Origin of the sequence: Nonomuraea sp. GTA35, assembly GCF_041950525.1 — a bacterium.
In the GTDB taxonomy this organism is placed as follows: Bacteria; Actinomycetota; Actinomycetes; order Streptosporangiales; family Streptosporangiaceae; genus Nonomuraea.
In genome coordinates, this window is sequence record NZ_JBGNUV010000003.1 from 19,531 (window position 1) to 43,936 (window position 24,406).

Genomic DNA, 24,406 nt, shown 5'->3' on the forward strand with positions numbered 1-24,406 from the left:
TTTTGAGCAGTGCCCGAGGTCATCGTCGTCGGTGCCGGCGTCATGGGGGCGTCCACCGCGTTCCACCTTGCCGAACGCGGGGTGCGTTCCGTCACCGTCGTCGACGCGCGACACGCGGGCGAGGGCATGAGCAGCCGCTCGTCGGCCCTCGTCCGGATGCACTACACGTTCGAGCCGGAAGTACGCCTGGCGGTGGACAGCCTCGCCTTCTTCCGCGAGTGGCCGGAACGGGTCGGCCGGCCACCGGTGTTCCGCGAGTGCGGGTTCGTCCGCATCGTCTCGCCCGGCGAGGCCGACCTGCTGCGCAAGAACGTCGAGATGCAGCAGGCGTGCGGCGCCGAGGCAGAGGTGATCACGGCCGGCGACCTGCTGGAGCTGGAGCCGCGCTGGCAGCTCGACGACGTGGTCGCCGCCGCGTACGAGCCCCGGGCGGGCTACGGCGACGGCGCCGTCGTGGCGGGCGACTTCCTGTCCCGGGCGCGGGAGCTGGGCGTCGCCTACCGTCCCAACACCCCCGTGCGCTCGCTCCTCGCCGACGGCGGCGGCCGGGTCCGCGGGGTGCGCACCGCCGAGGGCGACCTCACGGCCGATCTCGTCATCCTCGCCACCGGGGCCTGGACCCGTCCGCTGCTCGGGACGGTGGGTGCGGACCTGCCCATCGAGGCCGAGTACCACGAGGTGGCGGTCCTGCGGGACGGCCCGGACGGGCCGGCTTCCCGGGTGGCGTGCATCGACTCGGGCACCCGTACGTACTTCCGCCCCGAGCCGGGCGGGAACCTGCTGCTCGGCGACTTCGTCGGCCCGCGTGCCGGGATCGACCCCGACGACTTTCCCCAGGTGCCCGGTGAGGCGAACGTGGTGGAGATGGTCGGGCGAGCCGCGCGCCGCGTCCCCGCCCTCGCCGAGTCCGGCATCACCCGCGGCGTGACCGGCATCTACGACATGTCGCCCGACGCCCGGCCGATGCTGGGCCCGGTGGCCGGGATCGAGGGCCTGATCGTCGCGGCGGGCTTCTCCGGGATGGGCTTCAAGATCTGCCCGGCGGTCGGCCGCGCGCTGTCCGAGCTGGCCCTGGGCGAGCCCCAGACGGTGGACGTCTCCGCCTTCTCCCCCGGCCGCTTCGCCGAGGGCAGGCCGATCACGCCCCCGTACGGCTACACCGACGACTGACCGGGCTGGGGGATCGCGGCGCGGCGGCTCGGCAGACCAGCCGGTAAATTACCGGAACGTGACCCGATACCGGGAAATCTGCACCGACCTCGCTCACCGCATCATCGCGGGGACCCTCCACCCCGGGGACGAGCTGCCGGGCATCCGCGATCTCGCCCGGCAGTGGCACACCACCGCCTCCACCGTCAGCCGGGCACAGCGCCGGCTGGCCGACGCCGGAGTGCTGGAGCTGGCCGACCGCCGCCGGGCCCGCGTGACCCCCGGCGCCGCGCTCGCCGCCCGGCGGTTCCTGCACGTGGACTCGGTCCTCACCCTCGCCGGCAGCGACGATCCCGCCCTCGACCTCCTCACCGGCGCGCTCGACGGAAGGCTGAGCGTCGTCACGCGCGAGGGCAGCATCGCCGGGCTCAGCGCGGTGCGCCAGGGCCACGCCGACGGCGCCGCGATCCACCTGCTGCACCACACCGGCGCCTACAACGCGCCCTTCGTGCTCGGCATGCTGCGCGGCCTGGAACCGCACCTGATCCACCTCTGGCGGCGCGAGCAGGGCCTGATCGTGCCGCCGGGCAACCCCGACCGCATCACCGGCATCGCCGACCTCGCGGCGCGTCGCGTCGCCACCCGGCGCCCCGGCACCGGAACCCGGATCCTCCTGGACCGGCTGCTCCTGGCCGCCGGTCACGACCCGGACGGCCTGCGAGGACCGCAGGTGGGCTCCCATCTCGAGGTCGCCCTGGCCGTGGCCACCGGCACCGTCCACGCCGGCCTCGCAGTGCGCTCGGCCGCGACCGACCTGGACCTCGAGTTCATCCCCCTGGCCTGGGAGGACTTCGACATCGGGCTGGCCGGGCACGCCCTCGACTCGGCCGCCCATCTCATCGCCGCACTACGCACGCCTGCCCTGCGTGACAGGATCTCCTCGCTGGGCGGCTACGACACCTCCAGGTCCGGCGACGTCACGAAGCTCTCCGGCCCCGACGCGAGCGGGACCCGGGCGCCGGGGCGCGGCCGGAGCCGCCGAGCGGCACCGGAGGGGCACGCATGACCGTCCGGGGATGAACACCGGCCCGGGGCACACCAAGCAGGCGGTCAGGCCAGGCCGGGCAGCGGCTTGTCGTGCAGCCAGGCGGACAGCAGCGGCCCGACCGGTCGCGAGGTGTGCTGCTGGACGTGCCCGGCGAACTCCCGGGTGGTGACGGTCCCGTGCCGGTGCCCGGCGGTCCAGGCGCGCAGGGCGGCGAAGAACGCCTCGTCGCCCATGGCCGCGCGCAACGCGTGCAGGGTCAGCGCGCCACGCTTGTAGACGCGGTCGTCGAACAGCGTCCGCTCGCCGGGGTCGGCCAGGATGAAGTCCTGCGGGAGCAGGCTGAGGCGATGCCACCACCGGCGGGCGTGGTCGCCGGCGGGCGGGCCGCCCGACGCCTCGGACCAGAGCCACTCGGCGTAGGCCGCGAAGCCCTCCTGCAGCCAGATGTCGCTCCAGCAGGCCACGGTGAGGCTGTTGCCGAACCACTGGTGCGCCAGCTCGTGCGCGACCAGCCGCTCGCAGCCGCGCACGCCGTCGACGTGGTTCCTGCCGAAGATCGACATGCCCTGGGCCTCCACCGGGATCTCCAGGTCGTCGTCGGCCACCACGACGGTGTAGCCGGTGAACGGATAGGGCCCGAACAGGTCGCCGAACAGCGCCGTCATCTGGTCCTGCCGGGCGAAGTCGTGGCGTACGCGGGCGGCCAGCCGCGGCGGGCAGGCCAGCCGGGAGCCGCCGTACTCGAAGACCTGGTAGCGCCCGATCTGCACGCTCGCCAGGTAGCTCGCCATGGGTTCGGCCTGCTCGTAGACCCACGTCGTGTTCCCGGCGCCGCGCCGCCTGTCCACGAGCACGCCGTTCGCGATCACCTGGTACGGCGACGCCGTCGTCACGGAGATGCGGTACGACGCCTTGTCCCCCGGCCGGTCGTTGCAGGGGAACCAGGACGGCGCGCCGATCGGCTGGCCGGCGACGAGCGCGCCGTCGCTCAGCTCCTCCCAGCCCAGCCCGCCCCAGGGGCTCGGCACCGGTGCGGGCTTGCCCGAGTAGCGCACCTCGACGACGGCCCGCTCCCCCGCCGGCAGCGGCGTGGGCGGCGTCACGCGCAGCTTGCCCCCGCCGTGCGTGTACCGGGCGGTCACGCCGTCGACCGTGACGCCCGCGACCCGGAGCCTGCCGAAGTCCAGGTCCAGCGCGCTGAGGGGCTCGGCGGCCGACACCGTCAGCCGGGCGGTGCCGTCGAGCCGGTTGGCCTGGATCCGGTAGGCCAGCCTCAGGTCGTAGTGCGAGACGCCGTAGCGGTGGTCGCCGTGCCCGGGGAAGTACGGTGTCATCGCCACGCCGAGATCGGGTTGCCGAACCAGCGGGTACGGCCGGGCACGTTCTCGCCCCGCATGACCAGGGAGGCCGGGCCGACCGTGGTGTCGGTGCCCACGAGCGCGGCCGGCAGCACCACGCCGTGCGGGCCCAGCGTCGCGCCGGCCTCGAGCGTCACCGTGTCCATGCTCATGACCCGGTCGTGGAAGAGATGTGTCTGCAGGACGCAGCCCCGGTTGACGCACGCGCCGTCGCCCAGGGTCACCAGGTCCGCCTCGGGCAGCCAGTACGTGTCACACGTGACCCCATGTCCGATGCGTGCCCCGAGCGAGCGCAGCCACACGTTGAGCGGCGCGGTTCCCAGCCACGGCCGCGCGAACCAGGGCGCCGCCAGCACCTCGACGAAGTTGTCCGCCAGCTCGTTGCGCCACACGAACGAGCTCCACAACGGCCGGCTGCCGGCCCTGATCCGGCCGACCAGCAGCCACTTGGCGGCCGTCGCGACCGCCGCCGCGACCACGCCCGCGGCCATCATGACCACGCCGCTCAGCGCGGTCGCCGCGGCGTGGCCGTACCGGGAGGCGAGGGCGGCGAACGCGGCGGCGGCCAGGACGGCGAGCGCGAGGGCGCACATGGCGGGCACCACGCGGAACGCCTCGACGACGGCCCGCGCCACCCTGTACCGCGCGGGCGGGTCGTAGGTGCGGTTCCTGTCGCCCTCCTCCGCGGTGCGGCGCAGCTTCATGGGCGGCATGCCGACGTACGACGAGCCGGACTTGGCCTTCTTCGGCGTCGCCGACAGCACCCCGACCAGGCCGTCCTTGGGCACCTTGCGCCCGGGGGCGGTCATCCCCGAGTTGCCGAGGAAGGCGCGCTTGCCGATCCGCGCCGTCGCGATGCGCATCCAGCCGCCGTCGAGCTCGTACGGGGCGACCATCGTGTCGTCGGCCAGGAAGGCGCCGTCGCCGACCGACGTCATCGTGGGCAGCGCGAGCACCGTGGACAGCTCGACGCCCCGGCCCACCTTCATGCCGAGCGCCCGCAGCCACGCCGGGGTCAGGACGCTCGCGTACAGCGGGAACAGCCAGACGCGGGCCGAGGCCATCAGCCGCCCGGTGGCCCAGGCCTGCCAGGCCTGGCGGCTGTGCACCGGATGTTGCCCCGCGTGCAGGCCCAGGCCGAGCAGCCGCACGCTGACCAGCGTGAGCAGGGCGAAGACGGCCATGCCGGCGACCGTCGCGAGCGGCACGCCGGCCAGGGCGGCGGTGAGCGCCTGGCCGAGCGTGCGCGTCCCGCCGGCGAACCAGGCCAGGACGGCGAGGGCGGCCCCGGCCGCGACCACCGGGAGCAGGCTGAGCGCGAAGGCCGTCACGCCGTACAGCGCCGTCCCCCAGGCGGAGCGGGCGGCCCGCTCCCCCGGCTTGCGCGACTTGCCCTGCCGGAACGCGGGCACGCCGGCCCAGAGCTCGCCCGACGGCACCGCGCCGGCGACCGCCGATCCGGGCGCCACCTGCGCGTTCTTCCCGATCTTCGCGCCCGGCAGCAGCGTCGAGCGGGAGCCGACGGTGGCGCCGGCGCCGATCCGGATCTCGCCGAGGTGCAGGACGTCACCGTCGTACCAGTGGCCGCTGAGGTCCACCTCCTGCTCGACCGACGCGCCCCTGCCCACCTTGAGCAGCCCCGTGACGGGCGGGGGCGAGTGCAGATCGGCGTCGGCGCCCACCTGGGCGCCGAGCAGCCGGGCGTACCAGGTCATCCAGGGCGCGCTGGCCAGGTCGGGGACGCCGAGCCTGGCCGCGAACTGCTCGGCGAACCAGAGCTTGAGATGGACGGCGCCACCGCGCGGGTGGCTGCCCGGCCGTACGCCGCGCAGCAGCAGCCGGGCGAGCGCCGCCGACAGGCCGATCCGTCCCATGGGGGTCAGGAACGCCAGCGCGCCCAGCGTCACCCACCACCAGGACAGCGCCGGGGCCCACGGCGGCGCCAGCACGTTGCCGAGCGCGGCCAGCGGCACGACCCAGCGCATGGCGCCGGCGGTGAGCAGCGGCACCATGAGCAGCGCCTGGATCACCGAGGCCCGGCGCGGCATGGGCGTCACGGGTGGCCGGCCGGGCTCGGGCTCGCCCCTGGTGACCAGGAGCCCGGCCAGCCCGGACAGCGTGGGCTGCGCGTACACGTCGCCCACCGCCACGTCCGGGTAGTCGGGGCGCAGCACGGACACCAGCCTGGCCGCCGCGAGGCTCGTGCCTCCGTTGGCGAAGAAGTCGTCGTCGGGCCCTTCCGGCGCCACCCCCAGGATGGCGGTCCACTGCTCGGCCAGCAGCGCCTCGGCGGGGGTCAGCTCGGGGGACGGCGTCTGCCCGGCCAGCGGCCAGGGCAGCGCGTCGCGGTCGATCTTGCCCGAGGTCCTGGTCGGGAGCGAGGCGACCGGTGCCAGGCGCGGCACCAGGGCGGCGGGCAGCGAGTCGGCGAGCAGCTCGCGCGCTTCGCCGGCGTCGAAGCCGGGGCCGGTGACGACGTACCCGACGAGAATCTGATGCCCGCCGCCGGCGGTGCGTACGGCGGCGGCCGCGCCGGTGACGCCGGGCAGCGCCTGTAACGCGGCGTCCACCTCGCCCAGCTCGATCCGGCGCCCGCCCAGCTTCACCTGGTCGTCGGCCCGGCCGACGAACACCAGGCCCTCGGGGTCGGCCCGGACCAGGTCACCGCTGCGGTAGGCGCGTGCCCAGCCCAGCGACGGCAGCGGCGCGTACTTCTCGGCGTCCTTCTCCGGGTCGAGGTAACGGGCCAGGCCGACGCCGCCGATGACCAGCTCGCCGGTCTCCCCCATGGCCACCGGCTCGCCCGAGTCGCCGACCACGGCCAGGTCCCACCCGTCGAGGGGCAGCCCGATGCGTACGGGCTGCCCGCCGGTGAGCGGCGCCGCCGACGCCACCACCGTCGCCTCGGTGGGCCCGTAGGTGTTCCACACCTCCCGCTCCGGCACGGCCAGCCGCTCGGCCAGCTCGGGCGGGCACGCCTCCCCGCCGAAGACCAGCAGCCGGATCCCGGCGAGGTGCTCGACCGGCCAGAGCGCGGCCAGCGTCGGGACGGTCGAGACGACCGTGATGCCCCTGTCCGCCAGCCAGGGGCCGAGGTCCATGCCCGTACGCACCAGGGCCCTGGGCGCGGGCACCAGGCAGGCTCCGTGCCGCCAGGCCAGCCACATCTCCTCGCAGGAGGCGTCGAAGGCCACGGACAGCCCGGCCAGCACCCGGTCGCCGGGGCCCAGCGGACGCTCCCGCAGGAACAGCCCCGCCTCGGCGTCGACGAACGCCGCCGCCGACCGGTGCGTCACCGCGACGCCCTTCGGCTTGCCGGTGGATCCGGACGTGAAGATGATCCACGCGTCGTCGTCCGGCTCGGGCGGGCCGCCGCCGTTCCTGAAGCCCTCGTGCACGGTGACCTTGCCGGTGATGACCGCGTCCACCGCGGCTTCGGTGAAGACCAGTCCGGCGCGCTCGTCCGGGTCGTCGGCGTCGACCGGCACGTACGCGGCGCCGGCGGCGAGCACGGCGAGGATGGACAGGTACAACTCGGCCGTCCCCGACCCGATCCGGACGCCCACCCTGGCGCCGCGGCCGATCCCGGCCTCCGCGAGCTCCGCGGCCATCCGGTCCACCTCCGCGCGCAGCGCGCGGTAGCTCAGGCACACGGTGCCGTCGTCCAGCGCGGGCGCGTCCGGGTGCAGGCGCGCGGTCTCGTCGAGGATGTCGACCAGGGTGCGGGGTGGCGGCGCCAGCACGCCGGCGGGAAAGACCGCGGAGGCGGCCTTGGGACGTACCTCGACCGAGTCGCTACGCAAACGCTGCTCCTTGGGGTCAGGCGGTCGATGCCTTCAGAAGGCACACAGCATTCGCATCATCCGCCACCGTCGTGGCGATCGCGCCACCCAAGACCCAACGGCTGCCGCGGTCGCGCCTATTCCGCTCACCCGTCGCGCGACCGCCGACGCCGCCGCTCGTCCCCGACCGCCGTCGCGCGACCCGCGACCGCCGTCACCCGTTCCCGTCCTGGCGTCTGGGCATCCCGTACGGGTCGTGCGGCGTGTCGGCGTAAGCCCACTGGTGGTCGCGGGCGTGACGGCAGGCCGTCTCGACGTCCCCGGCGCGCATGACCTCCAGCAACTCGCGGTGCTCCTCGGCGACCCGCGCCAGCTCCGGCATGGTGACCATCAGGGCGATGGCCGTGCGCGCCTCGATCTGCAGCGCCTCCCAGGCGCGGGCCAGCAGCCCGTTGCCGCCGGCCTGCACGACGTGCCGGTGGAACCGGGCGCTGGCCAGGCCGATGCCGGGCACGTCGCCGTCCCCGGCGCAGCGGTGCATCTCCTCGACGGCCTCCCCCAGCAGGTCGAAGGGGACGGCTCCGGCCAGCATCGCGAGCCGCGTCGCGGTCTCCTCGAGTGCCGCCCGCAGGATGTAGGCCTCGCGGATCGTCTGCTCGGCGAAGGGCAGCACCCGGCTGCCGTGACGGGGCTGGCTCTCGATGAGGCCGAGGCCCTCGAGTTGCCGCAGCGCCTCCCGGACCGGGGCCTGGCTGGTGCCGAACTCCAGGGCGATCTTGGTCTCGATCAGGCGGTCGCCCTCGCCGAGTTCGCCCGCGACGATCCGCTGCAGCAGGCCGTCACGGATCTGCCGGCTCAGGGTCGGCCGTGCGGAGCGCGGAACTCCCGTGGATTCGGACAACAAGCCTCCCGTGCCCTTGACTCTTGGATCATCCCATCTACTCTCCAATTATCGATATCGATAATTGGAGCGTAAATGCTGATATCGGTTGAGATGCCGGAGAGTGCCGAGGCGGCTCGTGCGGGCCTCAGGACGGGGGCCGTCCCCCTGGGCGGCGGCACCCACCTGATGACCCGGCTGAACGACGAAGCCGGGGGCGAGCTGCGGCTCGTCAGCCTGCGCAGGGCGGGACTGCGCGGCATCGACGTCGACGGCGCCACCGTGGTCCTGGGCGCGGCCACCACGCTCGCCGACATCGAGGACGACGCCCGGCTGAGCTACCTGTCCCCCTGCGTGCGCTCGATCGCCTCCCCTCCGGTCCGCAGCCTCGCCACGGTGGCCGGCAACCTCTTCGTGCCGCAGCCGTACGGCGACCTGGCGGCGGCCCTGCTCGCCCTGGACGCGGAGCTGGACGTGCTCGGCGCGGGCGGCGTGCGGCGCGAGCCGCTGGAACGGATCGTCACGGAGGGCCTGCCCGCGGGCGAGCTGGTGACCCGGGTCCGGTTCACGGCCCCGGCGGCCGGCACGTTCCGGTTCCACAAGGCGAGCCGGCGGCGGCTCAACTCGGGATCCATCGTCACCGTGGCGGCCCGGATCACGGTCGAGGACGGCGTGGTCGGCGACGTCCGGCTCGTCCTCGGCGCTCTCGCGCGCCGCCTGGTGCGGGCGGCCGGCGCCGAGCGCGTCCTGCTGGGCGCGCCGCTCACCGCCGAGGTCGTCGCCGAGGCGGCCGGAGCGGACGTCGTCGAGCCGTTCGACGACGCCTACGCCTCCGCCTGGTACCGCGCCCGGGTCTACCCCGTCCACCTGCGTCGTGCCCTGCTCGGGGCCTGAAGGGGGCCGCCATGGGCCTGAGAAGGGGCCGGCTTTGAGCTTGAGAAGGGGCCCGATGTGAGCTCGAAAGGGGAGCGTATGCCCTCGACCATCGTCACGCTCAGACTGAACGGCACCGAGCGGGAGCTGATCGCCCGCCCGTCGACCACACTGCTGGACGCCCTGCGCGAGACGTTCGGGCTGATGGGGGCCAAGCGCGGGTGCGGGCAAGGGGGCTGCGGCAGCTGCACGGTGCTGCTGGACGGCCGGCCGGTGGTCTCGTGCCTGGTTCCCGTCGTGACGGTCGACGGCTCCAGCGTGGAGACGATCGAGGGCCTGGCCGACGGCGACCGGCTCAGCGACGTGCAGCAGGCGTTCGTCGACCTCTTCGCGACGCAGTGCGGGTTCTGCACCCCCGGGATGATCATGTCCGCCACCGCGCTGCTCGACCGGAAGCCGGACCCGACCCGCCAGGACGTCACCGAGGCGATCTGCGGGAACGTCTGCCGCTGCACCGGATACGAGCCGATCATCGCCGCCGTCCTGACCGCCGCGGAACGCCGCCGCGGCGCCCCGCCGGCACCCCCCGAAGCCGGCGGCCCGCCGGCACCCCCGATGGCCGGCACCCCGGTGGCGCCCGCGAAGGCCGACGCCTGATGGGCCGCGTCACGCCGATCGACGAGGCGTACTTCAAGGGCGAGCGGGCGGGCGACTTCACCGTCATCGGTTCCGCGGTCCAGCGCTCGGACGCCCGCGGTCACGTCACCGGCCGCACGGTCTTCTTCGAGGACCTGACGCCGCCGGGGCTGACGCACGTCAAGATCCACCGGTCCACGCGGCACCACGCCCGCCTCGACCGGGTGGACGTCTCCGGCGCCCTCGAAGTGCCGGGCGTGCTCCGGGTCATCACCCACGAGGACGTGCCGAACAACTGGTACGTCGTGCTGCGCCTGATCGGTGTGGGTCCCGACGACGAGCCGGTGCTGGCCGAGGACCGGGTCCTGTACCGCGGCGAGCCGATCGTCGCCGTGGTCGCCGAGACCGAGGAGGCCGCCCGCGAGGGCGCCGCCAGGGTCGTGGTCGACTACACCGACCTGCCCGCCGTGCTCGACGTCGAGGAGGCGCTGGCCGAGGGCGCGCCGATCATCAAGCAGGCGGGCACCAACCACTTCGTCTACGAGGGACACCACTGCCGCCGGATCCGCTTCGGCGACGTCGAGCGGGGCTTCGCGCAGGCGGACCGGATCATCGAGGGCCGCTACAGCTCCTCGCCGATCGAACACGCGCCGACCGAGCCGACCGGCTGCATCGTCGTCCCCCAGGGCGACGGCCGGCTGCGGATCCACAGCAACACCCAGGCCGCCTTCTTCACCCTGGACAACACCGCGCTCATCCTCGGCGTCCCGCCCACCAGCCTGCGCGTCGTCGGTGGCACCGTCGGAGGCGGCTTCGGCGGCAAGGTCGACGTCATCGTCGAGCCTCTGGCCTGCATCGCCGCCATGCTCACCGGCCGGCCCGCCAAGTACGTCTACAGCCGCGCCGAGGAGATGCAGGTGTCGTCCACCCGCGCGGCCGAGCACATCTCCATCAGGGACGGCGTCATGGACGACGGCCGGATCGTCGCCCGCCAGGTCACCCTCCACGTGGACGCGGGCGCCTACTCCCGGCACACCCCGTACGGCGTCACCAAGGCGGCGGCGCACATGCCGGGCCCGTACACGATCCCGAACGTCCACGTCGACTGCTACTGCGTCTACACGAACCGGACGCCGTCCAGCGCCATGCGCGGGTTCGGCGTCACGATCGGCGACTTCGCGCTGGAGTCGCAGATGGACCGCATCGCCCGGGAGCTGGGCCTGGACCCGCTCCAGTTGCGGCTCAGGAACGCCTACCGGGACGGCGACATGAAGGCGCATCGCAAGATCGCGTCCGGCACGGCGCTGGTCGAGGTGATCCAGAGCGCCGCCGGCCTGGTGGGGCACGACCTTCCACCGGAGTACCGGGCGATGTCGTCGACCGATCGGCAGGAGGGCTGAGCGATGACGTTACGGCGAGGGCGCGGATACGCGGCCGTCAACTACCCGACCGGGATGAACCTCGGCGGCGACCCGTCGCAGGCGCTCGTCCACGCCACCACCATGGGCGGGTTCGTGGTCACGCTCTCCTCGGTGGATCTCGGCCAGGGGCTGCGGACCGTCGTCGCCCAATGCGCGGCGGAGACGCTCGGCGTCCCGCTCGGGAACATCATCGTCGACACCGCCGACACCGACACCGGCCCCCACTGCATGGGGACGTTCGCCAGCCGCGGCACCCACCGCGTCGGCAACGCCGTGGTCATGGCGGCCCGCGAGGCCAGGGAGGTCCTGCTCCAGGTCGCCGCCGACGAGCTGGAGGTGGACGCGGAGGACCTGGAGACCGACGGCACGGGCTTCGTCCGCCTCAAGGGAGCGCCGGAGAAGAAGATCCACGTCAGCGAGGTCGCGCTCGCCGCGCACTTCCGGCAGGGCCGGACCATCTCCGGCCGGGGCATCTTCCTCAAGGAGCCGAGCACTCCGGTGCCGGAGACCGGCGAGATGGACCCCGACTCCTGCCAGGCGCACGCGTGCACGGTGGCCGAGGTCGAGGTCGACGACGAGACCGGCGTCATCGAGGTGCTGCGGCTCTACAACACCTACGAGGTCGGCCGGGCGCTCAACCCGGCCATCGCGACGCAGCAGGTCGAGGGCGGCGCCTGGATGGGCCTGTCGCATGCGCTGTTCGAGACGACGGAGCCGTACTATCCGCATTCGCGCGAGCACGGCCCCGTCGATTTCGTCGAGTACCTGATGCCGGGGCCGGCCGACCTCCCGGCGCAGACGAGCGTGTTCCTCGAACGGCCGGCCGGCAACGGGCCGTTCGGCGCCAAGGGCATCGGCGAGATGACGGCCAACGCGCCGATCCCCGCGATCGCCAACGCGGTGTACGACGCGGTCGGCGTGCGGCTGACGAGCATGCCGTTCACCCCGGAGAAGGTGCTGCGCGGACTCGACGAGCTGCGGGCCGGCCGTGCCGGCTGATCAGGAGGCGCTGGGCCGGCGGCTGGGCGAGGAGGGCTACCTGGCCGACGAGGGCCTGCTCACCGCCGTCCACCTGGCCGGCGTGCTCGGGCTTCCGCTGCTGCTGGAAGGCGAGCCGGGGGTCGGCAAGACGGAGATCGCGAACGTCCTGTCCCGGGTGCTCGGCCGCGAGCTGATCCGCCTGCAGTGCTACGAGGGGCTGGACGCCTCCCAGGCCCTGTACGAGTGGGACTACCCGAAGCAGCTGCTGTCCCTGCGGGCCGCCGAGGTGGAGGGGCGCGGCGCCGGCGACCTGTACCGGGAGGAGTTCCTCCTGCAGCGCCCGCTGCTGAGGGCGCTGCGGGCGGTCTCCGGCGCGGTGCTGCTGATCGACGAGATCGACCGTGCGGACAGCGAGTTCGAGGCGTTCCTGCTGGAGTTCCTCGGCGACTTCCAGATCACCATCCCGGAGATCGGCACCATCAGGGCGGCGAGCGCCCCGTTCGTCGTCCTCACCTCGAACCGGACCCGCGAGCTGCACGACGCGCTCAAGCGCCGGTGCCTGTACCACTGGATCCCCTTCCCCGACGCCGAGCGGGAGCGGGCGATCATCCAGGCGCAGGCGCCCGGCCTGGACGACAGGAGCGCGGCCCGCCTCGTGGCCGCCGTGCACCGGATCCGCGGGCTGGCGCTGCTGAAGCGGCCGGGGATCGCGGAGTCGGTCGCCTGGGCCCGCGGCGTGCAGGCGCTGGCCGGCGAGGGTTCGAGCCGGCCGGAGGCGATGCGCAGGTCCGCCGGGCTGCTCGTCAAGCACGAGGAGGACCTGGCGCTGGTCAGCCGCCATGCCGCGGAGGTGTTCGGTGACTGAGCGGTCCCTGGTCGCGCGCGTCCGCGATCACGTGCACGGGTTCCTGCGGGACCTGCACGATCAGGGCCTGCGCGTGCCGGTGTCCAAGCAGCGGGTCTTCCTCCAGGCGATCGAGGCCGTCGGCCCGCGCGACGCCACGCACCTCTACTGGATCGGGGCGAGCACGCTCACCATGTCCCGCGCGGACCTGGAGGTGTACTCCCCCACGTTCGAGCGCTGGTTCGGGGAGGCCGGGACCCGGCCCGTTCCCGATCGGGAGCTTCCGGACGAGGAGGTCCCCGCGCCGCGCGGGAAGGGGGACGAAGCTCCCCTCACGGCGACGTTCGGCGGGGAGGCGGGCCTCGCGGCCGGCTCCGCGGAGCGCGAGAGGCGCCCGGTGTTCGGCCCGGCGAGCGAGGAGGACCGGGCCGTGCTCGCGCTGCTGCGGCGGGAGCTGCGCGGCGCGATGCCGACGGTCCGGTCACGCCGCCGCCGGCCCGGCCGCCGAGGCCCGTGGATCGACGTCGCCAGGATGTACCGCGAGTCCTGGCGCGGCCACGGCGAGATCGTGACGTTGCGGCGGCGGGACCGGCCGCGGCGGCAGCGCCGGGTGCTGCTGCTCATCGACGTGTCGGGGTCGATGAAGCAGCACAGCGCCGGCTACCTGCGCTTCGCCCACGCCGCGGTTGGCTGCCTCGATCGGGTCGAGGTGTTCACCTTCGGCACCCGGCTGACCCGCGTCACCGGGCCGCTGCGGGCGCGGGAGGTCGACACGGCCGTCGGCTCGCTGAGCGAGGTCGTCCTGGATGCCGAGGCGGGGACGCGGATCGGCGTCTCGCTCCAGGAGTTCCTCGGCAACGCCCGGTATGTCACCATGGCGCGCGGCGCCCTGGTGATCGTGCTCTCGGACGGCCTGGAGCGCGGCGACTGCCGGCCCATGCAGGCGGCCGTACGGCGGTTGTCGCTGCTGGGCCACCGGTTGTCGTGGTGGACGCCGCTCGCCTGCGACCCGGCGTACCGGCCGGTCACCCGCGGCATGTCGGCCGTGCTCGGCGACCTGGACACCATCGCGGGCGTAGCTGACCTGCGAACGGCGTACGAGCAGGTACAGATCATGGCCAGGGAGTGATCGTCATGTCCGAGGCGTACACGGGCGACATCGTGGACTCGCACCATCACATCTGGCGGACCCGGGATCTGCCCTGGCTGTCCGGCCCGATGGTGCCGCGGATCTTCGGGCCGTACGAGGCGATCAGGCGCGACTACCTGATCGGCGAGTACACCGCCGAGGCCACGGCCTCGGGCATCGGCGAGTCGGTCTACGTGCAGACGAACTGGCCGCTCGACCGGGTCGTGGACGAGGTGCGCTGGCTCCGCGACGTCCACCAGGAGACGGGGTGGCCGATGGCCGTCGTCGCGGCGGCCGACCTGTTCGACGACGCCGCTCCGGAGGTCATGCGACGCCAGGCCGCGCTCACACCGCTGGTGCGGGGAGTCCGGCAGCAGCTGCACTGGCACCAGCGCCCGGAGTTCCGGTACGCCACCGCGCCCGACCGCATGCGGGACCCGGTCTTCCGCAAGAACATCGGCGCGCTCGCCGACCTCGGCTGGCTGTTCGAGCTGCAGGTCTTTCCCGAGCAGATGCCCGACGCGGTCGCGTTGGCGGCGGCCTTCCCCGACGTCACCTTCGTCCTCGTGCACGCGGGCATGCTCATCGGCCCGCAGTACGCCGAGTCGTGGCGCGCCGGGATGGCCGCGCTGGCCGAGCGGCCGAACGTCGTCGTCAAGCTCACCGGGCAGGGCACCTTCGTCCACCGGGTGGATCCCGGCCTCATCTCCTTCGTCGCCGGTGAGGTGATCGGCCGGTTCGGCGCCGGCCGGGCCATGTTCGGCAGCAACTTCCCGGTCGAGAAGCTCTGGACCACCATGCCGCACCTGGTCGGCACGTGGAAGGACGCGCTGGCACACCTGTCGCCGGCCGACCAGCGCGCCATTTTCGCCGGCAACGCACGACGGGTATACGGGCTGGGAGGCTGACATGGCACTGTTCGTTCTGACCTACGGTTACCACGACACTCCGTTGAGAGCGGAGCGCCGCGAGGACCATCTCGCGCATCTGAACAAGCTCCTGGAGCAGGGCAGCCTCGTCGCGGCAGGCCCTTACACGGACCTGACGGGCGGCATGATCATCCTGCGGGCGGAGGACGAGGCGGCGGCGCGGGCGCTCGTCGACCAGGACCCCTACACGCAACTCCAGGTCACCAAGGACCGCACGCTGCGGGAATGGCGGGTGACGGTCGGCTCGCTGGGCTGAGGCTCGGGGAAGGGCGGCCGGCGGCACGGGTGCCGCCGGCCCGCCGGTCACTTGGGGTCGAGCACGAACACCGGGATCTGCCTGTCGGTCTTCTCCTGGTACTCGGCGTAGGACGGGTAGGCCGCGACCGCCCGCTCCCACCACTGCGCCCGCTCGGCGCCCTCGGCCTCGCGCGCGACGTACTCCTTCGTGACGGTCCCGTCCTGCAGCGTGAACTCGGGGTGCGCCTTGATGTTGTAGTACCAGGTGGGGTGCTCCGGAGCGCCGCCCTTGGAGGCCACGACCGCGTACCTGCCCTCGTGCTCGACCCGCATCACGGGGGTGTAGCGCAGCTTGCCGGTCTTCGCGCCGCGCAGGGTGAGCAGCACGACCGGCGATCCGAGGATCTCGATGCCCTCGGTGGTGCCGGTCTCAAGGATCTTCTTCGTCTGGTCCCGCACCCAGTCGCTGGGGCTGAACTCCACGTCGTCCGCCATGCCCACGATCAACAAACCTCGCGCCGCTCTCATTCCTGCTGGAATGCCTGCGCGGCGGCGGGAGCCGGAGGTAGCCTTGCGATCTTGTTCGGCCTCCTTCGGAGAGCCGTCCTGAAGCCCTGCGGGAGGTAGGACCGTGAGCTCCGGCAAGACGACGGTGACGGCGGCGTGCCTGGCCGCCGCTGTACTGATCGCCACTTCGGCCTGCGCCGGCGGGAGCGCCGGCAGCGAGGTCACCTTACGCTTCGCCTACTGGGGCAGCGACGTGCGGCAGAAGAGAACCGAAGAAGCGATCAAGAAGTTCGAGGCGAAGCACCCGCACATCGACGTCGTGGGAGAGTTCTCCGACTTCGGCGGCTACTACGAGAAGCTGGCCACGAACGTCGCGGGCGGCAGGGCGCCCGACGTCATCACGATCGAGATCCGCGGCCTGCGGGAGTACGCCGAGCGCGGCACTCTCGCCGACCTGTCCGGCGAGGTCGACACCGCCGGCATCGACAGCAAGGTGCTGGCGACCGGCGCCATCGGCGGGAAACAGTTCGCGATCCCCACGGGCGTCAACGCCTGGTGCCTGGTCGCGGACCCGAAGGCGATCGAAGGCGCGGGCCAGCGCCTGCCCGACGACACCGCGTGGACCTGGGAGGAGTACATCCGCCTGGCGGCCAGCATCACGGCGAGGACCGGCGGCAAGGTGTACGGCACGCAGCAGGCCTTCAACCCGGCCTTCCTGCAGATCTTCGCCGCTCAGCGAGGCGAGCCCTTCTACGACGGCAGCAAGCTCGGCATCTCGGCCGACACGATCAAGGCCTGGTGGACCGTCCACCGGAAACTGATCGAGACCGAGGGCTCCCCCGACGCCGCCAGGAGCATCGCCCTCGGCGCCCAGAACGTCGACCGGTCGCTGTTCGCCACCGGCAACGGCGCCATGGGCATGTGGTGGAGCAACGAGCTCGGCGCGATCAACAAGGCGTCGGGCGGCAAGGAGATGGAGCTGCTGCGGATGCCCAAGGTACGGCAGGCCGCCCCGGGCGGCATGTTCCTGCAGCCCGCGATGTTCTACACCGCCGCGGCGAAGTCCGCGCACCCGGCGGAAGCCGCCGAGTTCATCGACTTCATGATCAACGACCCGGAGGCGGGCGCGATCATCCTCAGCGACCGCGGCCTGCCCGCCAACTCCAACGTGCTGGCAGCGGTCCGGGACAACCTGCCCGAGGCCGACAAGAAGACGCTGGCCTTCCTCGACGAGATCAAGGGCGAGCTCACCGACCCGCCCGCCGCCCCGCCGAAGGGCGCCAGCGCCATGGAGGACATCCTCAAGCGGTACACCGACGAGGTGCTGTTCGGCCGCATGTCCCCGGACGCCGCGGCCCGCAAGTTCATCACGGAGGCCAACGCCCTGATCGCAGGCTGACCAGGCCCAGGGTCTCCTGCGTGCCTCTCCCCGGTCGCCGCCGGGGTCAGGACGGATCTTGCTGGATGCCCAGGTGTGCAGAACAATGATCGGATGCACGCTGGGCGGGTGGTCTCCCCGGTTCTGGTAGGGCGGGAGAAGGAGCTCGCACGGCTCGTCTCGCTCGTCGCCACCGCGCCCGCCGTGGCGGTCGTCGAGGGTGAGGCCGGCATCGGCAAGTCGCGTCTGGCGGCCGAGCTGCTCGGCGCGCCGGCGGTGGCCGGCCTGCGGGTGCTCGGCGGGGCCTGCGTGCAGATCAGGGAGCCGTTCCCGCTGGGGCCCGTCGTCGAGGCGCTGCGGGGGCGGGCGTCCGACCTGGCGGAGGCGGACCTGTCACCGGTCGCGGGCGCCCTGCGCGAGCTGCTGCCCGAACTCGCCGCGGCGCTGCCGGCCGCGCCGCCTCCGCTGGACGACCGGGCGGCCGAGCGGCACCGGGTCTTCCGGGGGCTCGCCGAGGTGCTGGGCGCGCTCGGCCCCGCCATCCTGGTCATCGAGGACCTGCACTGGGCGGACGGGCAGACGGTCGAGTTCCTCACCTATCTGATGTCCGTGCTGCCCGGCACGCTCCGCGTGCTGCTGACGTACCGGGGCGAGGAGGCGCCGGCCGCGGTGCGCGCGATCACCGCGCGTACCGCCGACACGATCAGCGGCGAGCACCTGGTGCTGCCGCCGCTCGACGCCGCGCAGACGCGGGCCATGGCCTCGGCGATCCTCGAGACCGACGAGGTGACGGCCGAGTTCGCCGAGCACCTGTACACCCGGGCCTCGGGCCTGCCGCTCGCCGTCCAGGAGCTGCTGGCGCTGCTGCGCACCCGGGGGACGCTGATCAGGTGGGAGGGCGGCTGGGCGCGGCGGGCGCTCGACGAGCTCGACGTGCCGAGCGGCGTGCGCGCCTCGGTGCAGGAGCGGGTCGCCAGGCTCTCCCCGGGGGCCAAGGAGGTCGCGGAGCGGGCCGCCGTGCTGCACGTGCCGGTGCCCGTCGGCCTGCTCGCCGGCGGTGACGTCGAGGCGATGGACGAGGTGCTCGGCTCGGGGCTGCTGACCGGCGCGGACGGGCTGGTGGGGTTCCGGCACGCCCTGGCGGCGCAGGCGGTGCACGACGCCATCCCGCTCGGCCGCCGGCAGGCGCTGCACGCCGCCGCCGCCGACACCGTCCGCAGGCTGCGCCCGGTGCCGCTGGGGCGGCTGGCGCACCACCTGCGTCACGCGGGCCGTACCGGGTCGTGGCTGGAGACCGCGGTCGCGGCGGCCGAGCAGGCGTCGCGGCTGGGCGACGACGCCGAGGCCGGGCGCCTGCTGGAGGACGTGCTGAACAACGCCGACCTGCCGGCCGGACGGCGGGCGGAGCTGACGGTGAAGCTCGGCTGGGCCGCCCTGGAGCTGCTGCGCCCGCCGCCCGTCGTGCCCCTGATCATCAGGGCGCTGGAGCAGGACGTTCCCCGCCCGCTGCGCGGCAACCTCCGGCTGCTGCACGCCCTGCACCTGGAGCGCACCCGGACCGACAACGCCGGCGTCCCGGACGCTTTCGCGCAGGCCGCCGAGGATCTTGAGAGCCAGCCGGGGCTGGCCGCCTGGGCCATGGTCGGCGTGGGCCATCCGACCGGCGGACGGCCGGTCGGCGAGCGGAAGGTCTGGCTGCAGAAGGCTCTGGCGACCCTGCCCGCCGTCGACGATCCCGCCATGCGGATGCTGGTGCTCGGCAAGGTAGCGATGATCCTCGTGGAGGTGGGCGATCCGCGCTGGGCCGGGCTGACGGACGACCTGCGGCGGGAGACCGCCGGCCGCAGGCTGCTGCGCCGCGAGGTCAACGCCTACCGCTCCATCGGGGGCGGGGCCGTGTTCAGCGGCCACCACCGCGAGGGCCGCCGCCTGCTGGTCGCCGCGATCGAGGAGGGGGCCGAGCCCGACCTGCGCGGCCGGTTGGAGCTTCGTGGCCTGGTGAACCTGGCCGTCGCCGACTATCTGGACGGCGCGTGGGAAGGGCTGGCGGCGCGGCTGGAGAAGCTGCTGGACGACTTCGGGGACGAACCCGGGGAGCGCGTCCTCCTGGACATCGTGACCCTCTGCCTGGACGCGGTCCAGGGCCGCCGGGAGGTCGGGCTGCCACTCCTGCTCGACGTGATCGACACGGCCCGGACGCGCGGGCATTTCGACGATCTCGTCCTGCCGGTCGCCATGCTGCTCAGGCTGGCCACCGCGCGGGGCGCGCCGGAGCCGGCGATCGCGACGGCCGCCGAGGCCGCCGTCCACTGGGAGGCGAGCGGCCTGTGGCCGGTGGCGGTGCGGGTGCTGCCCGCGCTGACGGAGGCGCTGCTGGCGGCGGGGCGGTTCGCCGACGCCGTGGACGTGGTCGAGCAGCACGCCTCCCGGCTGGCCGGGCTCGACGCGCCGCTGGCCGGGCCGGTCCTCGGGCACGCCCGCGGCCTGCTGGCCGAGGCGGAGGGCCGCTGGGCGGAGGCCGGGGCCGGCTTCGCCGCGGCCGCGGACGCGTTCGAGCGGATCCCGGCCCTGTACGAGGCCGCGCAGGCGCACGAGCACGCGGCGGCCTGCCTGTTCGCCTTCGACGAGCCGGGCGCCGCCGGGCGGCTCCGCCAGGCGGTCACGCTCTACGCGGACCTCGGCGCGCGCTCGGACCTGGATCGCGCGACCGGACTGGGGCGCAGGTGGGGGATCCGCCCGCCCGCGCCGGCGCAGCACGGGCCCGCGCAGCCCGGAGGCGATCACGCGCTGTCGGCCCGCCAGGAGCAGGTGGCCAGGCTGGCGGCGGAGGGGCTGACCAACCAGGAGATCGCCAGGCGGCTGTTCCTGTCGCCGAAGACGGTGGACAAGCACGTGAGCGCGGCCATGCGCAAGGTGGGCGCACGATCGCGGACGGAGCTCGCCCGCCTCCTCCCCGGCACCTGAATACCCAGAATGGGGATTTTTCCCCATAGGGCACCCCATACCCCACCCCACGCGGCGACCGCCACACTTCCGGCATGTCCGAAATTCCGCCAGAGCCTGGTCCGCAGGACCTGGACGGCCCCGACCCGGCCGGACGGGGCGTCCCCGAACCGGCCGGCGCCCTCGATCAGGACGCCCCGGCACCGCCCAGGCCTCCTGACGGCTTCGAGCCCGTGTAACCCCCTCCCCTTCAGAAAGGCCACCATGGCTCTGCCCCGCCCCCCGTTAGCACGCCGCGCAGGCGTGCTGCTGACCGCCGTCACGATGCTCGCCACCGGACTGGCAGCCGTTCCCGCGTCCGCGACCTCCGCCCCGCCGGCCACCCCCGCCCCCACCGCCGCCTCCCCCGCGGAGCAGGCTGTGCCCCTGAGCGGCGTGCGCGCCGCGAAGGTCGTCGTCACGCTGATCACCGGTGACAAGGTCCAGCTCACCCGGGCCGCCACGGGCAAGTACCGGGTCGAGCCGGCCCCCGGCACCCGCCAGGGCGGTGGCCGGATCAACCTGTTCACCCAGTTCACCCCGGACGGCGTCTTCGTGCTGCCGGACGACGCGGTCGCCGCCGTGCAGGCGGGGCTGCTGGACAAGCGGCTGTTCGACGTCAAGTACCTGGCCGAGAACGGCTACGCCGACGACGCGACCAAGAAGCTGCCGGTCATCGTCCAGTACCCCGAAGGACAGCCCGAGGCGTCGCTCAGGCGCTCGGCCGCGAACGTCCCCGCCGGCGACCCCACCCGGACGCTGGAGAGCATCGACGCCTCGGCCCTCGACATCGCCAAGGCCGAGGCGGGCACGTTCTGGGAGGCCGTACGCGCCGAGCAGGCCGCCGGGCAGGGTCTGGCCAGGACGCCGGGCGCCCTGGGCTCCGGCATCGCCAAGATCTGGCTGGACGCCAAGGTCAAGGCCGACCTGGACGTGAGCGTGCCGATGATCGGCGCGCCCGCGGCATGGGAGAGCGGCTACGACGGGACCGGGGTGAAGGTCGCCGTCCTCGACACGGGCGCGGATCTCGGCCATCCCGACCTGTCCGGCAAGGTCGCCGACAGCAAGTCGTTCGTCCCGGACCAGCCCGTCCAGGACGGGCACGGGCACGGCACCCACGTCGCCTCGACCATCGCCGGCAGCGGCGCCGCCTCCGGCGGGAAGCACAAGGGCGTCGCCCCCGGCGCGCAGCTGGTCGTGGGCAAGGTCCTCGACGACGCGGGCTCGGGCATGGAGTCGTGGATCATCGAGGGCATGGAGTGGGCCGCCCGCAGCGGATCCAAGACTGTCAGCATGAGTCTCGGCAGCAGCGTCCCCAGCGACGGCACCGACCCGCTCAGCCAGGCCGTCAACGATCTGACCGCCGAGACCGGCACGCTGTTCGTCATCGCCGCCGGGAACCTCCACAACAAGGAGAGCATCAGCGCGCCGGGCGCCGCGGAAGCGGCGCTGACCGTGGCAGCGGTGGACAAGAACGACCAGCTCGCCGGGTTCTCCAGCCGGGGCCCGCGCGTGGACGACGGCGCGCTCAAGCCGGACATCGCGGCACCGGGCGTGGACATCGTGGCCGCGCGGTCGGCCGGCACCAGCATGGGCGCCCCGGTGAACGAGCACTACACCGGCGCTTCCGGCACGTCCATGGCCACGCCCCACGTGGCGGGCGCCGTCGCCATCATGGCGCAGCAGCACCCGGACTGGACGGCCCAGCAGCTCAAGGCCGCGCTGATGTCGACCGCGAAGGACGACGGGTTCACCGTCTACGAGCAGGGCGCGGGGCGGGTCGACCTGGAGCGGGCGACCCGGCAGCGGGTCTTCGCCGCCGGCGGCCCGACCGGCGGCCGGGTGGACTTCGGCCTGCTCGACGAGTCCGGCACGCCGAGGACCGGCCAGGTCTCGTACGTCAACCTGGGCGACCAGCCCGTCACGCTCGCCCTGAAGGCGGCGATGAGCGGCGGCGCCAAGGTGGCGGTCGCCGACGCGACGCTGACGGTCCCCGCCGGCGGGACGGCCGGCACCACCGTCACCCTCGACCCGGCCGGGCTCCCCCTGGGCACCTACAGCGGATCGGTGACGGCCGAGGCCGACGGCGTCCGGCTCACCACGCCGGTGGGCGCGGTGCGCGACGTCACCAAGTACGACCTGACCATCCGCACCCTCGACCGGGACGGCAAGCCGCGCACCCCGACGGCCATGAGCGTCGTGGACGTCGAGGGCGCCAAGGGAGAGCTCGGCCCGTACCACGTGCAGGAGGACGGCGTGGTCGTGACCCGGGTTCCCGAGGGCACCGTCAGTGTGCTGCAGGTGCTCGACTGGGTGGACGGCGACGACCGCGCCAACCGGGGCTGGCTGTTCGAGCCGGAGCTCACGATCACCGGTGACACCGAGCTGGTCCTCGACACCCGCAAGGCCACCGAGATCCGCTTCACCGCCCCGAAGACCGCGCAGCCGCTGAACAACTACTACGACCTGTTCTTCCAGCGCACCCTGCCGGACGGCCAGGTGTTCGGCGGCACCCTCCTGAACGGCAGCCCCATCGGGGCGTGGGAGAAGGTGTGGGCGCTGCCCACCGAGAAGGTCACCAAGGGCGCCTTCCGCCTCACCGGCCAGTGGGAGCTCGGCGTGCCCGAGGTCACGATGACCATGCGTACGCCGCGGCGCACGACCCTGCACCCCGTCTCCCGGGTGCACCTCATCGACCGGGTGGAGCTCCATGCCGGCCACGTCCCCTTCGAGGGCACCAAGGACCTGCGGGTGGTCGACGGCGGCAAGGGGCTTCCCGAGGATCTCGCGGGCAAGGACCTGCGCGGGGCGCTCGTCCTGATCGACGCGGAACCCGCGCAGGGGGTGTTCGGGACGGCGTGCGGGCTGCAGGTCGAGCGCGTGGGACCGATCAGGGACGCCGGTGCCGCCGGCATCCTGGCCTTCAACGACCGGCAGGCCGTCTGCCCGATCCCGCTGGCCATCACGCAGAAGCCGTTCAGCGGCCCGCTGCTGCCCGTCGGCATCCCCGTCGCGTACATCTCGCACGCCGAGGGCATGAAGGTGCGCGAGGCGGCCGGGCGCGCGCCGGTCACCATCCGGGTCGAGGGCACGCCGAACACGCCGTACTCCTACGTGTTCAAACCGTACGCGGACGGGCGGGTCCCCGACTCCATGCACTACAGGGTCACCGAGCGCCAGCTCCACCGCGTCGACCTGGAGGTGCACGCCGGGCCGTACACCAGGTACATGAACTGGCGCAGCACGTGGCGGACCGACGATGTCTCCTACACCTCGACCAGCACGAACGCGCTGCACTGGTCCTACCCGCTGCCGAACCGCAGGTCCCAGTGGGTGTGGCCGCTCGACTCCCGGCTCGTGAGCCAGGCGGGCATGTCAGCGCTGGTCACGGCGGACCCGGCCGAGGAGGTGGAGGAGACCCGCTACCGCACCGACGTCTTCGACCGGCCGGGGCGCACGGCCCAGCAGTGGTTCGCCACGCCGAGCACGCCGGGCGCCGCCACCGCGAGCGACAAGGTGTACAGGCTCGGTGACCCGGACGCCAAGCCGCTGGAGCAGCTCTACCTCGGGATCCCCTGCGCGATCTGCGTGCACGACGGCAACCTCTGGGTGACTCCGTCGATGGTCAGCGGGGTCGGGGAGCGGCGCGACGACGGCGTGGTGTTCGGCGACATCCAGCCCCGGTACGAGCTCCACCTGTACCGCGACGGCAAGGAACTCCCGAACGCGCCCGTCGAGCCGTTCGCGACGCTGCCGCGCTACCCGCTGCCCGAGGGGGCGGCCACCTACCGGCTGACGGCGAAGAACGACCTCCAGGATCTGGAGTGGACGTTCACCGCCCCGCCGGGCAAGGAGCAGGTGCGGCCGGGCGTCAACTGCTACGCCTGGTGGATCGACGGGCCGGTCGAGCAGTGCCGCACCGTACCCGCGGTGTACGTCAGCCACGACCTCGGCGGCACCCTGTCGATCGACAACACGGTGGCGGCCGGCCGCCGGCACACCTTCCAGATCGAGGCCTACCACGGGCCCTCGGCCGGGAAGATGCCGGCGATCGCGGGCGTACGGCTCTGGACGAGCACCGACGACGGCGCCACCTGGCAGCAGGCCGACCTCAGGCGAGGCCGGGACGGCATCTACACCGCCACCGCCGAGTATCCGCACTACCGCGCCACCAAGGGCGCGGTCAGCCTGAAGGCTGAAGCGTGGGACGCGGCCGGCAACCGCGTCAAGCAGACCACGCTACGCGCGTTCAACCTCCGCTGACGGGCTCAC

The 24,406-nt window shown here is 73.4% G+C and carries 18 protein-coding genes; 14 read left to right on the forward strand and 4 right to left on the reverse strand.

Features of this window, described 5'->3' with window-relative positions:
• Window positions 1-9: 9 nt before the first annotated feature.
• Window positions 10-1,170: an FAD-binding oxidoreductase gene (locus ACBJ32_RS13355; RefSeq protein WP_357892075.1), complete on the forward strand. Its 1,161-nt coding sequence runs from the start codon at window positions 10-12 to the stop codon at window positions 1,168-1,170.
• A gap of 58 nt (window positions 1,171-1,228) precedes the next feature.
• Window positions 1,229-2,215, forward strand: a complete 987-nt coding sequence (locus ACBJ32_RS13360) for a substrate-binding domain-containing protein (protein ID WP_375126974.1) — start codon at window positions 1,229-1,231, stop codon at window positions 2,213-2,215.
• 44 nt (window positions 2,216-2,259) lie between these two features.
• Here ACBJ32_RS13360 and ACBJ32_RS13365 read toward each other — a convergent pair whose 3' ends face one another.
• From ACBJ32_RS13365 to ACBJ32_RS13375, 3 genes are all read right to left on the reverse strand, one after another.
• Window positions 2,260-3,531, reverse strand: coding sequence for a M1 family metallopeptidase (locus tag ACBJ32_RS13365; RefSeq protein WP_375127747.1), 1,272 nt, complete (start codon window positions 3,529-3,531; stop codon window positions 2,260-2,262).
• Window positions 3,528-7,358, reverse strand: coding sequence for a Pls/PosA family non-ribosomal peptide synthetase (locus ACBJ32_RS13370; protein ID WP_375126975.1), 3,831 nt, complete (start codon window positions 7,356-7,358; stop codon window positions 3,528-3,530). Before ACBJ32_RS13370 ends, ACBJ32_RS13365 begins: the two co-directional genes overlap by 4 nt.
• 193 nt (window positions 7,359-7,551) lie before the next feature.
• On the reverse strand, window positions 7,552-8,238 hold the full coding sequence (locus ACBJ32_RS13375; RefSeq protein ID WP_375126976.1) for a GntR family transcriptional regulator: 687 nt from the start codon (window positions 8,236-8,238) through the stop codon (window positions 7,552-7,554).
• A gap of 75 nt (window positions 8,239-8,313) precedes the next feature.
• Here ACBJ32_RS13375 and ACBJ32_RS13380 point away from each other — a divergent pair, with 75 nt between their 5' ends.
• From ACBJ32_RS13380 to ACBJ32_RS13415, 8 genes are all read left to right on the forward strand, one after another.
• On the forward strand, window positions 8,314-9,111 hold the full coding sequence (locus ACBJ32_RS13380; protein ID WP_375126977.1) for an FAD binding domain-containing protein: 798 nt from the start codon (window positions 8,314-8,316) through the stop codon (window positions 9,109-9,111).
• A gap of 78 nt (window positions 9,112-9,189) precedes the next feature.
• The gene (locus ACBJ32_RS13385; protein ID WP_375126978.1) at window positions 9,190-9,747 is read left to right on the forward strand and encodes a (2Fe-2S)-binding protein; all 558 of its coding nucleotides are present in this window, start codon (window positions 9,190-9,192) and stop codon (window positions 9,745-9,747) included.
• On the forward strand, window positions 9,747-11,126 hold the full coding sequence (locus ACBJ32_RS13390; RefSeq protein ID WP_375126979.1) for a xanthine dehydrogenase family protein molybdopterin-binding subunit: 1,380 nt from the start codon (window positions 9,747-9,749) through the stop codon (window positions 11,124-11,126). Before ACBJ32_RS13385 ends, ACBJ32_RS13390 begins: the two co-directional genes overlap by 1 nt.
• Before the next feature lie 3 nt (window positions 11,127-11,129).
• A complete protein-coding gene (locus ACBJ32_RS13395) occupies window positions 11,130-12,146 on the forward strand; it encodes a xanthine dehydrogenase family protein molybdopterin-binding subunit (RefSeq protein ID WP_375126980.1) in 1,017 nt (338 codons plus the stop codon).
• Window positions 12,136-12,993 (forward strand): AAA family ATPase, encoded by an 858-nt coding sequence (locus ACBJ32_RS13400; protein WP_375126981.1) that lies wholly within the window; start codon window positions 12,136-12,138, stop codon window positions 12,991-12,993. Before ACBJ32_RS13395 ends, ACBJ32_RS13400 begins: the two co-directional genes overlap by 11 nt.
• Window positions 12,986-14,101, forward strand: a complete 1,116-nt coding sequence (locus ACBJ32_RS13405; protein ID WP_375126982.1) for a VWA domain-containing protein — start codon at window positions 12,986-12,988, stop codon at window positions 14,099-14,101. Before ACBJ32_RS13400 ends, ACBJ32_RS13405 begins: the two co-directional genes overlap by 8 nt.
• Before the next feature lie 5 nt (window positions 14,102-14,106).
• Window positions 14,107-15,009: an amidohydrolase family protein gene (locus tag ACBJ32_RS13410; protein ID WP_375126983.1), complete on the forward strand. Its 903-nt coding sequence runs from the start codon at window positions 14,107-14,109 to the stop codon at window positions 15,007-15,009.
• A 1-nt stretch (window position 15,010) separates the two neighbouring features.
• Window positions 15,011-15,286 carry a YciI family protein gene (locus ACBJ32_RS13415; RefSeq protein ID WP_375126984.1) on the forward strand — a complete coding sequence of 92 codons (276 nt, stop codon included), beginning with the start codon at window positions 15,011-15,013 and terminating at the stop codon, window positions 15,284-15,286.
• Window positions 15,287-15,333: 47 nt separating this feature from the next.
• Here the strand turns inward: ACBJ32_RS13415 and ACBJ32_RS13420 are convergent, their stop codons facing one another.
• Window positions 15,334-15,762 (reverse strand): nitroreductase family deazaflavin-dependent oxidoreductase, encoded by a 429-nt coding sequence (locus ACBJ32_RS13420; protein WP_375127748.1) that lies wholly within the window; start codon window positions 15,760-15,762, stop codon window positions 15,334-15,336.
• A 136-nt stretch (window positions 15,763-15,898) separates the two neighbouring features.
• Here ACBJ32_RS13420 and ACBJ32_RS13425 point away from each other — a divergent pair, with 136 nt between their 5' ends.
• From ACBJ32_RS13425 to ACBJ32_RS13440, 4 genes are all read left to right on the forward strand, one after another.
• Window positions 15,899-17,173, forward strand: coding sequence for an ABC transporter substrate-binding protein (locus ACBJ32_RS13425; protein WP_375126985.1), 1,275 nt, complete (start codon window positions 15,899-15,901; stop codon window positions 17,171-17,173).
• Between the two features lie 93 nt (window positions 17,174-17,266).
• A complete protein-coding gene (locus ACBJ32_RS13430) occupies window positions 17,267-20,116 on the forward strand; it encodes an AAA family ATPase (protein ID WP_375126986.1) in 2,850 nt (949 codons plus the stop codon).
• A gap of 74 nt (window positions 20,117-20,190) precedes the next feature.
• Complete coding sequence (locus ACBJ32_RS13435; protein WP_357892117.1) at window positions 20,191-20,334, forward strand: hypothetical protein; 144 nt, start codon at window positions 20,191-20,193, stop codon at window positions 20,332-20,334.
• Window positions 20,335-20,359: 25 nt separating this feature from the next.
• Window positions 20,360-24,397 carry a S8 family serine peptidase gene (locus tag ACBJ32_RS13440; protein ID WP_375126987.1) on the forward strand — a complete coding sequence of 1,346 codons (4,038 nt, stop codon included), beginning with the start codon at window positions 20,360-20,362 and terminating at the stop codon, window positions 24,395-24,397.
• Window positions 24,398-24,406: the final 9 nt, after the last annotated feature.